Annotated in this window: 11 protein-coding genes; 6 read left to right on the top strand and 5 right to left on the bottom strand. The window is 52.7% G+C overall.

What is annotated here, in order from left to right:
- Positions 1-25: 25 nt before the first annotated feature.
- Both upp and HVZ37_RS16145 read right to left on the bottom strand, forming a co-directional pair.
- A complete protein-coding gene (gene upp / locus HVZ37_RS16140; protein WP_003037929.1) occupies positions 26-652 on the bottom strand; it encodes a uracil phosphoribosyltransferase in 627 nt (208 codons plus the stop codon).
- Positions 653-834: 182 nt separating this feature from the next.
- Entirely contained in the window at positions 835-2,265 is a 1,431-nt protein-coding gene (locus HVZ37_RS16145) for a 6-phospho-beta-glucosidase (protein ID WP_181627726.1), read from the bottom strand.
- A 262-nt stretch (positions 2,266-2,527) separates the two neighbouring features.
- Between HVZ37_RS16145 and purM the strand changes: the two genes are divergently transcribed.
- From purM to ppx, 4 genes are all read left to right on the top strand, one after another.
- Positions 2,528-3,565 (top strand): phosphoribosylformylglycinamidine cyclo-ligase, encoded by a 1,038-nt coding sequence (gene purM / locus HVZ37_RS16150; protein WP_181627727.1) that lies wholly within the window; start codon positions 2,528-2,530, stop codon positions 3,563-3,565.
- On the top strand, positions 3,562-4,203 hold the full coding sequence (gene purN / locus HVZ37_RS16155) for a phosphoribosylglycinamide formyltransferase (RefSeq protein ID WP_044328044.1): 642 nt from the start codon (positions 3,562-3,564) through the stop codon (positions 4,201-4,203). Before purM ends, purN begins: the two co-directional genes overlap by 4 nt.
- A gap of 188 nt (positions 4,204-4,391) precedes the next feature.
- Positions 4,392-6,458 carry a polyphosphate kinase 1 gene (gene ppk1 / locus HVZ37_RS16160; protein ID WP_042999847.1) on the top strand — a complete coding sequence of 689 codons (2,067 nt, stop codon included), beginning with the start codon at positions 4,392-4,394 and terminating at the stop codon, positions 6,456-6,458.
- 4 nt (positions 6,459-6,462) lie between these two features.
- The gene (gene ppx / locus HVZ37_RS16165; protein ID WP_044264875.1) at positions 6,463-8,004 is read left to right on the top strand and encodes an exopolyphosphatase; all 1,542 of its coding nucleotides are present in this window, start codon (positions 6,463-6,465) and stop codon (positions 8,002-8,004) included.
- Between the two features lie 7 nt (positions 8,005-8,011).
- Here ppx and HVZ37_RS16170 read toward each other — a convergent pair whose 3' ends face one another.
- Positions 8,012-10,252, bottom strand: a complete 2,241-nt coding sequence (locus tag HVZ37_RS16170) for a sensor domain-containing phosphodiesterase (protein WP_181627728.1) — start codon at positions 10,250-10,252, stop codon at positions 8,012-8,014.
- A 348-nt stretch (positions 10,253-10,600) separates the two neighbouring features.
- On the opposite strand from HVZ37_RS16170, the gene HVZ37_RS16175 reads away from it, so the two are divergent.
- A complete protein-coding gene (locus HVZ37_RS16175; protein ID WP_042999844.1) occupies positions 10,601-10,792 on the top strand; it encodes a YfgG family protein in 192 nt (63 codons plus the stop codon).
- 112 nt (positions 10,793-10,904) lie between these two features.
- Here the strand turns inward: HVZ37_RS16175 and guaA are convergent, their stop codons facing one another.
- Both guaA and guaB read right to left on the bottom strand, forming a co-directional pair.
- A complete protein-coding gene (guaA, locus tag HVZ37_RS16180) occupies positions 10,905-12,482 on the bottom strand; it encodes a glutamine-hydrolyzing GMP synthase (RefSeq protein WP_181627729.1) in 1,578 nt (525 codons plus the stop codon).
- Positions 12,483-12,549: 67 nt separating this feature from the next.
- Complete coding sequence (gene guaB, locus HVZ37_RS16185) at positions 12,550-14,016, bottom strand: IMP dehydrogenase (protein ID WP_042999842.1); 1,467 nt, start codon at positions 14,014-14,016, stop codon at positions 12,550-12,552.
- A 161-nt stretch (positions 14,017-14,177) separates the two neighbouring features.
- Between guaB and xseA the strand changes: the two genes are divergently transcribed.
- Entirely contained in the window at positions 14,178-15,548 is a 1,371-nt protein-coding gene (xseA, locus tag HVZ37_RS16190) for an exodeoxyribonuclease VII large subunit (RefSeq protein WP_044328040.1), read from the top strand.
- Positions 15,549-15,551: the final 3 nt, after the last annotated feature.

A 15,551-nucleotide genomic window follows, 5' to 3' on the forward strand; every position in this document is an offset into this window, starting at 1 on the left:
AGTCGGCTATTTATCAGTTATTCACTTACTTCGTACCAAAAATCTTATCGCCGGCATCACCCAGCCCCGGAATAATGTATCCGTGCTCGTTCAGGCCCTGGTCGATCGACGCGGTGTAGAGTTCCACATCCGGATGCGCTTTTTCCAGCGCGGCGATCCCTTCCGGGGCCGCCACCAGCACCAGCACTTTGATGCTGCTGCAGCCCGCTTTTTTCAGCAGATCGATAGTGGCGATAACAGAACCCCCGGTTGCCAGCATCGGGTCGACGATCAGCGCCATGCGCTCGTCGATATTGGATACCAGCTTCTGGAAATACGGGACCGGCTCAAGCGTTTCTTCGTTGCGGTACATGCCGACCACGCTGATACGTGCGCTGGGTACGTTTTCCAGCACGCCTTCCATCATGCCCAGACCGGCACGCAGGATAGGTACAACGGTAATTTTTTTGCCTTTGATTTGATCCACTTCGACCGGACCATTCCAGCCTTCAATGGTTACTTTTTCGGTTTCCAGGCCCGCAGTCGCTTCGTAGGTCAGCAGACTGCCTACTTCCGAGGCGAGTTCACGAAAGCGTTTGGTGCTGATATCGTTCTCACGCATCAGACCCAGCTTGTGTTTGACGAGTGGGTGTTTGACTTCCACGATCTTCATACTCTTCTCCTTTCCTCAGACGAGTGGCAACCACAAAAAAAATCGCCGGATTATACCGCTTTTCCTCTCTGGCGCAACATAACGTATGCATGACCTGGATCAAGCAAAGTAGTATACGTTTGGGTGATGAGTATAAAACACGCCCCGCATTCTGTGCGGGGCCAAGTATCAAGTGGCTGAAATCAGAGGGATTCACCGTTACTTTTTATCACCTGCTGATACCAGGCGAAAGATTTCTTACGACTGCGCGCCAGCGTCCCACTACCGTCATTATTTTTATCAACGTAGATAAACCCGTAGCGTTTTTTCATCTCTCCCGTTCCCGCAGAAACCAGATCGATACATCCCCACGGCGTGTACCCCATGAGATCCACGCCATCCTCTTCCACCGCTTTTTTCATTTCACGAAGATGTGCCGCCATATACTCGATACGGTAGCTGTCATCCACGGTGCCGTCAGGCAACTGAACATCAATCGCACCAAACCCGTTCTCAACGATAAACAACGGCAACTGGTAGTGATCCCAGAACCAGTTCAGCGAATAGCGCAATCCCACCGGATCAATCTGCCAGCCCCAGTCCGATTTCTGTACGTAGGGATTGGAGACCAGACTTTTGCTCTCGTCATAATCGAGTTGCGGGTTATCGTCTGTCGCTTTGGTGACAAACGACATGTAATAGCTAAAACCGATGTAGTCGACGCAGCCTTCGGACAGAGCAACACGGTCTTCTTCCGTGATATCGAGGTCAAACTCGCGGCGCGTAAAATAGTTGAGAATATGCTGCGGATATTTCCCCCGCACATGCACATCGGTAAACCAGTAGCGACGGTGCATGGCGTTCATCGCCATCATCATGTCGTTTGGCGCACAGGTCAGTGGGTAGATGGGGCACATGGCGATCATGCAGCCGATCTGCAATGCCGGGTTAATTTCTCGTGCCGCCTTCACCGCCAGCGCACTGGCCACCAGTTCATAGTGCGCCGCCTGGTACATTACCGGTTCACGATCTTCACCTGGCTGATACTTCAGGCCGGAGTTCGTGAACGGTGCAAAATCCTCATGGTAATTGGCCTGGTTGTTGATCTCATTGAAGGTCATCCAATACTTCACTTTGCCCTGATAGCGGGTAAAGACGACCTTCGCAAAGCGGACAAAAAAGTCGATCAGCTTCCGGTTGCGCCAGCCGCCATACTCCGTCACCAGATGGTAGGGCATCTCGAAATGCGACAGGGTAATTACCGGTTCAATGCCATACTTCAGGCATTCATCAAACAGATCGTCGTAAAATTGCAGTCCCGCCTCGTTTGGCTGCGTTTCATCCCCAAGTGGGAAAATGCGCGTCCAGGCAATGGACGTCCGGAAACATTTAAAGCCCATTTCAGCGAAAAGCTTAATGTCTTCTTTGTAGCGATGATAAAAATCGATCGCCTCGTGGTTAGGGTAGTTTTTGCCGGGCAGCACGCCATCGGTAATTTCTCGCGCCACGCCATGAGCGCCCGCCGTCATGACGTCAGCAACGCTGATCCCTTTTCCGCCTTCCCGCCAGCCGCCCTCAAGCTGATGAGCGGCGACCGCCCCGCCCCACATGAAATTCGCGTTAAATCCAGACATAGTTTCCCTCGTTAATTTGCTATGACAAAACAGAAACCGGTTTCAGTATGATACTGAGCAATCCCGGCACTGCTTTCAAGGGTGAAACTGAACCCGGTTTCATTTTCGTGGTTCAGGTCATAAAAACACCGCGCCGCGGAGAAAATGCAGCAAATCTCGACAGATAAAAACGGATGCAACACAGGCTCGCAAACGTTTGCTTTCCCTGCTAGAATTGCGCCGAATTTTACTTTTACCGTAAGAAAACGTGGGGAACCAGGCAGTGACCGATAAAACCTCTCTTAGCTACAAAGATGCCGGTGTTGATATTGACGCGGGTAATGCTCTGGTGGATCGAATCAAAGGCGTAGTGAAGAAAACTCGCCGCCCGGAAGTGATGGGTGGTTTGGGTGGCTTCGGTGCGCTGTGCGCATTGCCGCAAAAATATCGTGAACCAGTGCTGGTTTCCGGTACTGATGGCGTCGGGACAAAACTGCGTCTGGCGATGGATCTGAAGCGTCACGATACCATCGGCATTGATCTCGTGGCGATGTGCGTCAACGACCTGGTCGTTCAGGGTGCTGAGCCGCTGTTTTTCCTCGACTACTACGCCACTGGCAAACTGGATGTGGATACCGCAGCCAGCGTGATTAACGGTATCGCCGAAGGCTGCCTGCAATCCGGCTGCGCGCTGGTCGGCGGGGAAACCGCTGAAATGCCGGGGATGTATCACGGTGAAGATTATGACGTCGCGGGTTTCTGCGTCGGCGTGGTCGAAAAATCAGACATCATTGACGGTTCCAAAGTGGCCGATGGCGATGTGTTGATTGCACTGGGTTCCAGCGGTCCGCACTCCAACGGTTACTCACTGGTACGTAAAATTGTTGAAGTCAGCGGCTGCGATCCAGAAACGACGGTTCTGGAAGGCAAACCGTTGGCCGACCACCTGCTGGCGCCGACCCGCATCTACGTGAAATCGATTCTGGAATTGATTGAAAAGGTTGATGTGCACGCTATCGCGCACCTGACCGGCGGCGGCTTCTGGGAAAACATTCCGCGCGTACTGCCGGACAACACGCAGGCGGTGATCGATGAATCCTCCTGGCAGTGGCCAGCCGTTTTCAACTGGCTGCAAAGCGCCGGTAACGTCAGCCAGCATGAAATGTATCGTACCTTTAACTGCGGCGTCGGCATGGTCATTGCTCTTCCGGCGGCAGAAGTAGACAACGCCCTTACCCTGCTGAAGGCAAAAGGTGAAAAAGCCTGGATGCTCGGCGTCATCAAGGCTTCCGATTCCGCGCAGCGCGTGGTTATTGAATAATGAATATTGTGGTGCTTATTTCCGGTAACGGAAGCAATTTGCAGGCGATTATTGATGCCTGCAAAGAGAAGAAAATCAACGGCACCCTGCGGGCAGTATTCAGCAACAAGGCCGACGCGTTCGGCCTTGAGCGTGCCAGAAAAGCGGCAATCCCGGCCCATACGCTGACGGCGGATCAGTTTTCCAGCCGTGAAGCATTTGACCGCGAGCTGATCCTTGAGATCGACGCGTATGCGCCTGACGTGGTGGTGCTGGCCGGTTTTATGCGCATTCTGAGCCCGGCGTTCGTCGCGCACTACAACGGTCGACTGCTGAATATTCACCCTTCCCTGTTGCCCAAATATCCCGGTTTGCACACCCACCGTCAGGCGCTGGAAAACGGCGATGAGGAACACGGCACCTCGGTCCACTTTGTCACTGACGAGCTCGACGGCGGACCGGTCATTTTGCAGTCCAAAGTTCCGGTTTTTGAGGGCGATGACGAAGATGAAATCACCGCTCGCGTTCAGGTTCAGGAACACGCCATTTACCCGCTGGTCGTCAGTTGGTTTGTGGACGGACGGCTGAAAATGCGCGATAACGCCGCCTGGCTGGACGGTGTTCGCCTGCCGCCACAGGGCTACGCTGCCGATGAGTAAAAACGGTGCCGGATAACGGATGTCATCCCTTATCCGGCCAGCGCTTCTCTTCAGACCTCCAGTCCCCCTTCCCCTTTGCGATCAGACGGTTTATTGTCATATTTTTCTGGCACAGTTGGACATCTGAGCGCAATGCTCGCCATAATAATCAGGCAGTGTCCCGTGAATAAAACGGAGTATAAGTATTAATGGGTCAGGAAAAGCTTTATATCGAGAAAGAGCTCAGCTGGTTAGCGTTCAACGAACGTGTGCTTCAGGAAGCCGCGGATAAATCAAACCCGCTAATTGAACGGATGCGTTTCTTAGGCATCTATTCCAATAACCTGGATGAATTCTACAAAGTTCGCTTCGCAGAGCTCAAACGCCGCATCATCATCAGCGAAGAACAGGGTTCAAATTCACATTCTCGCCACCTGTTAGGCAAAATCCAGTCCCGCGTACTGAAAGCCGACCAGGAATTCGATGGCCTGTATAACGAACTGCTGCTGGAGATGGCGCGTAATCAGATCTTCCTGATCAACGAGCGTCAACTGTCAGTCAATCAGCAAAGCTGGCTGCGCCACTATTTCAAACAGTATCTGCGCCAGCACATCACCCCTATTTTAATTAACCGCGAAACGGATCTGGTACAGTTCCTGAAGGATGACTACACCTATCTGGCAGTCGAAATTATCCGCGGCGACACCATTCGCTATGCGCTGCTGGAAATTCCGTCTGACAAGGTTCCACGCTTTGTGAATCTGCCGCCGGAAGCCCCGCGTCGCCGTAAACCAATGATCCTGCTGGATAACATTCTGCGCTACTGTCTGGACGACATCTTTAAGGGCTTCTTTGATTATGACGCACTGAATGCCTATTCCATGAAGATGACCCGTGACGCCGAGTACGATCTGGTGCACGAGATGGAATCCAGCCTGATGGAGCTGATGTCCTCCAGCCTGAAACAGCGTCTGACCGCCGAGCCGGTGCGTTTTGTTTATCAGCGCGACATGCCTAATGCACTGGTCGAAGTGCTGCGCGAGAAGCTGACGATTTCACGCTATGACTCTATCGTTCCCGGCGGGCGTTATCACAACTTCAAAGATTTCATTAACTTCCCTAATGTCGGCAAAGCCAATCTGGTGAATAAGCCGCTGCCGCGCTTACGCCATATCTGGTTTGATAAAGAGAAGTTCCGTAACGGATTTGACGCCATTCGTGAACGCGATGTGTTGCTTTACTATCCGTATCACACCTTTGAGCACGTTCTGGAACTGCTGCGCCAGGCTTCGTTTGACCCGAGCGTGCTGGCAATCAAAATCAACATCTACCGCGTGGCAAAAGACTCGCGGATCATCGACTCAATGATCCACGCCGCCCATAACGGTAAAAAAGTGACCGTTGTGGTGGAGTTACAGGCACGATTTGATGAAGAGGCCAACATTCACTGGGCGAAACGCCTGACGGAAGCGGGCGTGCATGTCATCTTCTCCGCGCCCGGCTTAAAAATTCACGCCAAGCTGTTCCTGATTTCGCGCAAAGAAGGCGAAGAGGTGGTGCGTTACGCCCATATCGGCACCGGTAACTTCAACGAAAAAACCGCGCGTCTGTATACCGACTATTCGCTGTTGACCGCCGACGCGCGGATCACTAACGAAGTCCGTCGGGTGTTCAATTTTATCGAGAACCCGTATCGCCCGGTGACGTTTGATTATCTGCTGGTCTCGCCGCAAAACTCGCGCCGCCTGCTGTATGAGATGATCGATCGTGAAATCGCCAACGCTCAACAGGGACTCCCCTCCGGCATCACACTGAAACTGAATAACCTGGTGGACAAAGGGCTGGTCGATCGGCTATATGCCGCCTCCAGCTCAGGTGTACCGGTCAATCTGTTGATTCGTGGTATGTGCTCGCTTATTCCGAATCTGGAAGGTATCAGCGATAATATTCGCGTCATCAGTATTGTGGACCGCTATCTTGAGCATGACCGGGTGTATATCTTCGAAAACGGCGGCGATAAGCAGGTCTATCTCTCTTCCGCCGACTGGATGACGCGTAACATCGACTACCGCATTGAGGTGGCGACGCCGCTGCTTGATCCGCGCCTGAAGCAGCGGGTGCTGGATATTATTGACATCCTGTTCAGCGATACGGTAAAAGCCCGCTACATCGATAAAGAACTGAGTAATCGCTACGTGCCGCGTGGAAACCGCCGCAAAGTGCAGTCGCAACTGGCTATTTACGACTATATCAAATCACTCGAGCAATCTGACTAACGCTATGCCAATACATGATAAGACCCCACGACCGCAGGAGTTTGCGGCGGTCGACCTCGGTTCAAACAGTTTTCACATGGTGATTGCCCGTGTGGTGGATGGCGCCATGCAGATTATCGGTCGCCTGAAACAGCGCGTGCATCTGGCGGATGGTCTCGGCGAAGACAACATGCTGAGCGAAGAGGCAATGGAGCGCGGGCTAAGCTGCCTGTCACTGTTTGCTGAACGTCTTCAGGGGTTCGCCCCCTCCAGCGTGTGTATTGTCGGTACCCATACGCTTCGTCAGGCGCAAAACGCCACCGATTTTCTCAAACGAGCGGAAAAGGTTATCCCCTATCCGATCGAGATCATTTCCGGTAATGAAGAAGCGCGTCTGATCTTTATGGGCGTAGAACATACGCAACCGGAAAAAGGCCGCAAGCTGGTCATCGACATTGGCGGCGGCTCGACGGAGCTGGTCATTGGCGAAAACTTCGAACCGAAGCTGGTTGAAAGCCGTCGTATGGGTTGCGTCAGTTTTGCCCAGATCTATTTCCCCGGCGGCGTCATCAGCAAGGAAAACTTCCAGCGTGCCAGAATGGCGGCGGCGCAGAAGCTTGAAACCCTGACCTGGCAATTCCGTATTCAGGGCTGGAACGTTGCGCTGGGGGCCTCTGGCACCATCAAAGCCGCGCACGAAGTACTCTTAGAAATGGGCGAGAAAGACGGGTTCATCACCCCAGAACGTCTGGATCGACTGGTAGCTGAACTGCTGCAACACCGCAGTTTCGAGTCGCTAAGCCTGCCGGGGTTATCTGAAGAGCGAAAAGCGGTCTTTGTTCCAGGTCTGGCGATTTTATGCGGTGTCTTTGATGCGCTGGCGATCCGCGAGTTACGCCTTTCCGATGGTGCGCTGCGCGAAGGCGTGCTGTACGAAATGGAAGGTCGCTTCCGCCATCAGGATGTCCGCAGTCGCACCGCCAGCAGCCTGGCGAATCAGTACAATATCGACAGCGAACAGGCGCGACGCGTGCTGGAAACCACGATGCAGATGTATGACCAATGGCAAACGCAGCAGCCGAAGCTGGCGCATCCGCAGCTTGAAGCGTTGCTGAAATGGGCAGCGATGTTGCATGAGGTTGGACTGAACATTAATCACAGCGGCCTGCACCGTCACTCGGCGTATATCCTGCAAAACAGCGATTTGCCTGGTTTTAATCAGGAGCAGCAAACCATGATGGCCACGCTGGTTCGCTACCATCGTAAGGCGGTGAAGCTGGACGATCTCCCCCGTTTTACGCTGTTTAAGAAGAAGCAGTTCCTGCCGCTCATTCAGCTATTGCGTCTTGGCGTACTGCTGAACAACCAGCGCCAGGCCACGACCACACCGCCTACGCTGACGCTCATCACCGATGACAACCACTGGACCCTGCGTTTCCCTCACGACTGGTTCAGCCAGAACGCGCTGGTTTTGCTCGATCTGGAAAAAGAACAGCAATACTGGGAAGCGGTGACCGGCTGGCGTCTGAAAATTGAAGAAGAACGCTCACCGGAAATCGCCGCGTGAAGCACACTCAGGTGCCAGTCACTGGCACCTGCTCTTTCAGCGTGTCGCTTAACGGCTGCGGCACCCCGATTAAATATCCCTGCATATAGTCAATCCCCAGAGAGATCGCGGCATGGCGAATCTCCTCGCTTTCGACAAATTCAGCGACCACCTGCATTTTCTTCATACGCGCCAGATGACAGATTGAGGCCACAATCTGATAGTCGAGGCTATTCGAAACGATATTGCGGATGAAACTACCGTCAATCTTCAGAATATTGGCGTTAACGTTTTTCAGCCTTGCATAACTGGCGTAACCCGTACCGAAGTCATCAATAGCGATTTGGCAGCCCAGTTGTTGCAGGTTTTGCAGCGTTACCTCCGCCTGTCCGGCATTCATCAGCGCCTGACTTTCTGTCACTTCAAATATCAATTGCCAGGCTTCGATCTGGTATTTGCTCAGCAGTTTGCTGATATCCTGCGCAAACCTGGCCCGACAGACCGAGGACGCCGACAGGTTAAGCGCAAAGCGACGGGCAGGCATCTGCGCACGATTCTCCGCCATAAAGCGTAACGTGTGTTCGATAACCCAGAGATCAATTCTCGAGGAGAGACCAAACTCATGCGCGACGGGCAGGAAGGCATCAGGGTTGATCATGCCGCCGTCCTCATCCAGCAATCGCAGTAAAATCTCATGATAAACATCGCCGCGAAGCCCTTCGATTGGCTGCGCCATCAGACAAAAACGGTCATGCTCCAGCGCATGCTGTAACCGGTTCATCATTGCGACTTTGTCTCGCAGATTACGCTGCATGTTCATCGCACCACTACGCTCTAAATTTTCCGGCGTGTTGGTCATGATGGACAGCTCAGCCGTCGTGCTCAACTCCCCCAGCAACAGGTAAATGTGATTTACCGGGGAACGCACATAGCAATAGCTCATCCCCACCTGTGGCTGGAACGTCATGCCATCCCAGACAAACCGGAACATCTTGATATGCTCATCCAGATCGTCAATGCGTTGCTGATGTGACTCTGTATTTAAGCGTAGCAGCAGGTCAGGCCCGGACATTTGGTAAACATGCTCATCAGGACCCAACTTTTCGGCAATCCAGTGGGAGAGCTGTTGCTTGTACTGGATACGCAGCATTATTCCGTAATTTTTCACGAGAAACTCGAGTTCAGGAACGCGCAGAAAGCACAACGCAGACCAGGGCGTATTTCTCAGCGCGCGGTTGAGCGCACGAAGATTGGGAAGATGGACAACCGGATCAAGAAACGCAAGCCGTCGGGCACGACTGCTCACAATCCGCTGACGTGTCGCCAGCACCGCCATGTAATTCACAATAAAAGAAAAAACCAGGAAACTGGAAGAGGTAATCGCCAGTTGTACATCGTAACCTGAATAATAGGGCGTATAGCTTCTGTAATTATGGATCGCAATAATTAAAACTGGCGCCCATAGCAGTGATATGAATCGATAGCCATAACGCATCGCTCCCCATAACATAACCGGGAGTAATAACGACATAGTATAGTTCGTGCTGAATATGGAACTATTTTCATTCAGTGGCATACAAAGCAAAGACATTAAAGCGGACAATACCAGCAACCAAATAATGATCTCTTTTTGCGAGGCCTTGGCATCAAACTGTAACTTTAATTGTGAATAATAGCCGCGTAAATGTAGCGGGTTACGAATAACGCGAATAATAAAGTAGAAGAGCGGTACACCAATCAAATTGCCCACCAGAATACCCTGGTAGTTTATTAATGCGTTGATGTTAAATGGTGTTCCCCCCATTAAGCTCAACTTGCTTTCATACAACCCCACAAAGGCTGCGAACTGGAAAAGCACCAGAAATAGCGTTGCGGGGCAAAAAACTTGCCAAAAAATGCGGGGGAAGACCAGCTGCGCGTCACCATGCGAGATGTTGTTACGTCGGGGCGTAAAAACACGGTAACCGCCCCAACTGGGCACGACAGCAATAAGAAAATGCGCAATAACAGGCAATGTTTCCGCCAGACCTACCTGCGGATATTTGCGAATAAAAACCGCCAGAACAATACCGGGTAATGCCGCCCAACCGAAAAAAATCATCAGGCTCATCATGAGTGATAACGGTAAGTAGAAAAGGATGACATCCCCGGTGGCCACATGCGCATAGGTATTCGTATGGCTCACGAGCGGTAAAAACAGGGAAGGCAAAATCAGAGGCAGTCCCCACCACTTATCTCTGATTGCAATATAAGTTTTATTCAGTCGCATAGACGCTCAGCGGAACCCCTGGATCCTTAAGGGGTGAATCAGACAGGCATCCCACCTGACGTCAAAATTAAGATGAAAAACTCACCATACATGTCGCACAGATTTTAGTTATCAACGGGAAGTTATTTTTGACGTATATCAAATAATTCCGTCCCCATTAACCAATTATTACCTTTATTTCACGGTGTTATCATTCTCATATTATTAATGTAAATAATATCATTATTCTTCATAACAACGAGATATGATTCAACTGACGCAATTTTACATAATCAAGAATTGACCCGCCTGACACAGTGTGCCTTAATGTATCTATCGCCCGTATGGGCATCCCTTAAGGAACCTTTTGTGAGTCAGGCAACCAGTATGCGAAAACGACATCGATTTAACAGTCGCATGACCCGTATCGTATTGCTTATCAGCTTTATCTTCTTTTTTGGACGTTTTGTCTACTCTTCTATCGGCGCCTGGCATCATCATCAGGACAAAAAAGACGCGCAACAGTCTACTCTTTCTGTCGAAACGCCTGCTCAACGTTAATCCTGTTATTTCAGACAGACGCCATTTGGTCTTTTATACGCCCAAATAAAACAAAAACCCCCTGTCTAAACAGAGGGTTTTGTCGATTATACGTCAGTGACGTGTGGGGATATTATTCCCACTCGATCGTAGCTGGCGGCTTACCGCTGATGTCATACACGACGCGGGAAATGCCGTTCACTTCGTTGATGATGCGGTTAGACACACGGCCCAGGAAGTCATACGGCAGGTGTGCCCAATGCGCGGTCATGAAGTCGATAGTTTCAACCGCACGCAGAGAAACCACCCAGTCGTATTTACGGCCATCGCCCATCACGCCAACAGAGCGAACCGGCAGGAACACGGTGAACGCCTGACTCACTTTGTTGTACAGGTCGGCTTTGTGCAGTTCTTCAATGAAGATAGCGTCCGCACGACGCAGCAGGTCGCAATATTCTTTCTTCACTTCACCCAGCACGCGCACGCCCAGACCTGGGCCCGGGAACGGGTGACGGTAGAGCATATCGTACGGCAGGCCCAGTTCCAGACCAATTTTACGCACTTCGTCTTTGAACAGCTCTTTCAGCGGCTCAACCAGACCCATCTTCATCTCTTTAGGCAGACCACCTACGTTATGGTGAGATTTGATGACATGCGCTTTACCGGTCGCAGAAGCGGCAGATTCGATAACGTCTGGATAGATGGTGCCCTGCGCCAGCCATTTCACATCTTCCAGCTTCAGCGCTTCTTCGTCGAAGACTTCAACAAAAACGCGGCCAATGATCTTACGTTTCGCTTCCGGATCGTTCTCGCCTTTCAGCGCGGTCAGGAAACGATCTTCAGCCGGAACATGAACAATGTTCAGACCAAAGTGATCACCGAACATATCCATCACCTGCCCGGCTTCATTCAGACGCAGCAGACCATTATCGACGAAGACACAGGTCAGGTTTTTACCAATCGCACGGTGCAGCAGCATCGCCGTGACGGAAGAGTCCACGCCACCGGAAAGGCCGAGGATCACTTTGTCATCGCCAACCTGCTGGCGGATACGCTCAACGGCGTCGTCGATGATTTTTGCCGGCGTCCACAGCGCTTCACACTGGCAGATATCGCGGACAAAACGCTCCAGCATACGCATCCCCTGACGGGTATGGGTCACTTCCGGGTGGAACTGAACGCCGTAGAAGCGTTTTTCTTCGTTCGCCATAATGGCAAACGGGCAGCTTTCGGTGCTGGCAACGGTGACGAAGTCGGACGGGATTGCCGTCACTTTATCGCCGTGGCTCATCCACACATCCAACAGCGGTTTGCCGTCAGCTGTCAGGGAGTCTTCGATACCGCGAACCAGCGCGCTGTCGGTTACAACTTCAACCTGCGCGTAGCCGAATTCACGCTCAGTCGCCCCTTCAACATGACCGCCCAACTGCATCGCCATCGTCTGCATGCCGTAGCACACGCCGAAGACCGGAACGCCGGCTTCGAAAACGTATTGCGGTGCACGTGGGCTGTTTGCTTCCGTGGTGCTTTCCGGGCCACCGGAAAGAATGATGCCGCTAGGATTAAACTCGCGAATCTGTGCTTCAGTTACATCCCACGCCCACAGTTCACAGTAAACGCCCAGTTCACGTACGCGACGTGCAACCAGTTGTGTGTACTGCGATCCGAAATCAAGGATGAGAATGCGATGCTTGTGAATATTGTCTGTCATTGACGCTAATTCCGAGGCAAGTGAAACAATAACAAAACGCCCGGTTAAAACCGGGCGCGGAAACTTATCAGGAGCCCATACGGTAATTCGGGGACTCTTTGGTGATGGTCACGTCGTGAACGTGGCTTTCCTGAATACCCGCACCACTGATACGTACGAATTCCGCTTTAGTACGCAATTCGTCGATAGTACCACAGCCGGTCAGCCCCATACAGGAGCGCAGGCCGCCCATCTGCTGGTGAATAATCTCTTTCAGGCGGCCTTTATAGGCAACGCGGCCTTCGATACCTTCCGGCACCAGTTTGTCTGCGGCGTTATCGCTCTGGAAGTAACGGTCAGAAGAGCCTTTGGACATTGCGCCCAGAGAGCCCATGCCGCGGTAGGATTTGTAGGAACGGCCCTGGTAAAGTTCGATTTCACCCGGGGATTCTTCCGTGCCCGCCAGCATGGACCCCACCATCACCGCGCTTGCGCCAGCCGCGATGGCTTTGGCGATATCGCCAGAGAAACGGATACCGCCGTCAGCGATAACGGGAATCCCCATCCCTTCCAGCGCTTCAACAGCATCAGACACTGCGGTGATCTGCGGCACACCCACGCCAGTCACGATACGAGTGGTACAGATGGAGCCAGGGCCAATACCCACTTTCACCGCGCTCACGCCCGCTTCCGCCAGGGCACGAGCCCCCGCGCCGGTCGCCACGTTACCGCCAATGATTTGCAGATCCGGGTATTTCGCACGAGTTTCACGAATGCGCTGTAAAACACCTTCAGAATGGCCGTGAGAAGAATCAATCAGCAGCACGTCAACACCTGCCGCGACCAGCGCATCAACACGCTCTTCGTTGCCAGCGCCTGCGCCAACCGCAGCGCCAACGCGCAGACGGCCATGCTCATCTTTACAGGAGTTCGGCTTACGTTCAGCTTTCTGGAAATCTTTTACGGTGATCATGCCGAGCAGATGGAAGCTGTCATCAACAACCAGCGCTTTCTCGACGCGTTTCTCGTGCATTTTTGCCAGCACGACGTCACGCGCTTCGCCTTCGCGAACGGTGACCAGACGCTCTTTCGGCGTCATGTAAACGCTGACCGGTTGGCTCAAATCGGTGACAAAACGCACGTCACGACCGGTGATGATCCCAACCAGCTCATTGTCTTCGGTCACGACAGGATAACCTGCAAAGCCATTGCGTTCAGTCAGTTCTTTCACTTCACGCAGGGTAGTCGTCGGCAGAACGGTTTGCGGGTCAGTTACTACGCCAGATTCATGTTTTTTCACGCGGCGGACTTCTTCTGCCTGACGCTCAATCGACATGTTTTTGTGGATAAAACCAATGCCACCTTCCTGTGCCAGTGCAATCGCGAGGCGCGCTTCAGTCACGGTATCCATCGCTGCGGAGAGCATAGGAATGTTCAGACGAATCGTTTTCGTCAACTGCGTGCTGAGGTCAGCAGTATTCGGCAGAACGGTGGAATGAGCGGGAACGAGGAGGACGTCGTCAAACGTCAAAGCTTCTTTAGCAATACGTAGCATGGGCAATATCTCTAACCTGGGGGTGGATAAATATTGCCGTGGCATTATACAGAGCGTAATCGGTTGCATCCACACTTTTTTGCAAATAATGCTTGCGCTCCTGCTCAGGCGGGTTACTATCGATTGAATAACCTGCTGATTTAGAATTTGATCCCGCTCACATGTTATCCTCTCAGACCTCCGCAATTTTTACTGTTAGCCGCCTTAATCAGACGGTTCGTCTGCTGTTAGAACAGGAAATGGGACAGGTCTGGATCAGCGGCGAGATTTCCAATTTCTCACAGCCGTCATCGGGGCACTGGTACTTCACGCTAAAAGATGACACGGCACAGGTTCGCTGTGCCATGTTCCGCAACAGCAATCGTCGGGTGACCTTTCGCCCCCAGCACGGCCAGCAGGTTTTGGTTCGCGCCAATATCACCCTGTACGAGCCGCGCGGCGACTATCAGATTATCGTCGAAAGCATGCAGCCTGCCGGTGAAGGTCTGCTCCAGCAAAAGTATGAACAGTTAAAAGCTAAACTGCAGGCTGAAGGGCTTTTTGATCAGCAGCATAAGCAGTCACTTCCCTCTCCCGCCCACTGCGTGGGGGTGATTACCTCGAAAACCGGGGCCGCACTGCACGATATTCTCCATGTTCTGAAACGTCGCGATCCCTCTTTACCGGTTATCATCTATCCGACCGCCGTCCAGGGTGACGACGCACCGGGGCAGATTGTCCGTGCAATCGAACTGGCGAATGCGCGCCAGGAGTGTGATGTCCTGATCGTCGGTCGCGGCGGCGGTTCGCTGGAAGATTTATGGAGTTTTAACGACGAGCGTGTCGCACGGGCTATTTTTGCCAGCGCGATTCCGGTAGTCAGCGCCGTCGGCCATGAAACGGACGTCACCATTGCCGATTTTATTGCCGACCTGCGTGCGCCGACGCCTTCGGCCGCCGCTGAAATGGTCAGCCGCAATCAGCAGGAGTTGCTGCGTCAGATCCTGTCTGCACAGCAGCGTCTCGGCATGGCGATGGATTACTTTCTGGCGAACCGCAGTCGTCGATTCACTCAGATTTATCATCGCCTGCAACAGCAACATCCGCAGTTGCGTCTCGCTCGTCAGCAGACGGCACTGGAGAGGTTGAATCAGCGTATGAACGTGGCCATCGACGGCCAGTTGAAGCGCACCAGCCAGCGGCAATCCCGTCTGCTGCAACGCCTGAACCAGCAAAATCCGCAGCCACGCATTCATCGTGCGCAAACCCGCATTCAGCAACTGGAATATCGTCTGGCGGAGAATGTGCGTTCCCGTCTGAGCGCCACGCGGGAACGCTTTGGCAACGCAGTTACCCACCTGGAAGCGGTCAGCCCACTCTCGACCCTGGCGCGTGGTTACAGCGTCTCTACGGCCACCGACGGCAAAGTGCTGAAAAAAGTGACACAAGTGAAAGCCGGTGATGTGATGACGACCCGGCTGGAAGACGGCTGGGTAGAAAGTGAAGTCAAAAGCATAACGCCGGTGAAAAAACGCGCGCGAAAAAAAGCCTGACAT

Source organism: Citrobacter sp. RHB35-C17 (assembly GCF_013816795.1).
GTDB classification, from domain to species: Bacteria; Pseudomonadota; Gammaproteobacteria; order Enterobacterales; family Enterobacteriaceae; genus Citrobacter_A; species Citrobacter_A amalonaticus.

Coding starts and splice junctions, on each gene's coding strand:
- upp (WP_003037929.1), bottom strand. CDS start 652: ATGAAGATCGTGGAAGTCAAACACCCACTCGTCAAACACAAGCTGGGT.
- HVZ37_RS16145 (WP_181627726.1), bottom strand. CDS start 2,265: ATGTCTGGATTTAACGCGAATTTCATGTGGGGCGGGGCGGTCGCCGCT.
- ppk1 (WP_042999847.1), top strand. CDS start 4,392: ATGGGTCAGGAAAAGCTTTATATCGAGAAAGAGCTCAGCTGGTTAGCG.
- ppx (WP_044264875.1), top strand. CDS start 6,463: ATGCCAATACATGATAAGACCCCACGACCGCAGGAGTTTGCGGCGGTC.
- HVZ37_RS16170 (WP_181627728.1), bottom strand. CDS start 10,252: ATGCGACTGAATAAAACTTATATTGCAATCAGAGATAAGTGGTGGGGA.
- guaA (WP_181627729.1), bottom strand. CDS start 12,482: ATGACAGACAATATTCACAAGCATCGCATTCTCATCCTTGATTTCGGA.
- guaB (WP_042999842.1), bottom strand. CDS start 14,016: ATGCTACGTATTGCTAAAGAAGCTTTGACGTTTGACGACGTCCTCCTC.
- xseA (WP_044328040.1), top strand. CDS start 14,178: ATGTTATCCTCTCAGACCTCCGCAATTTTTACTGTTAGCCGCCTTAAT.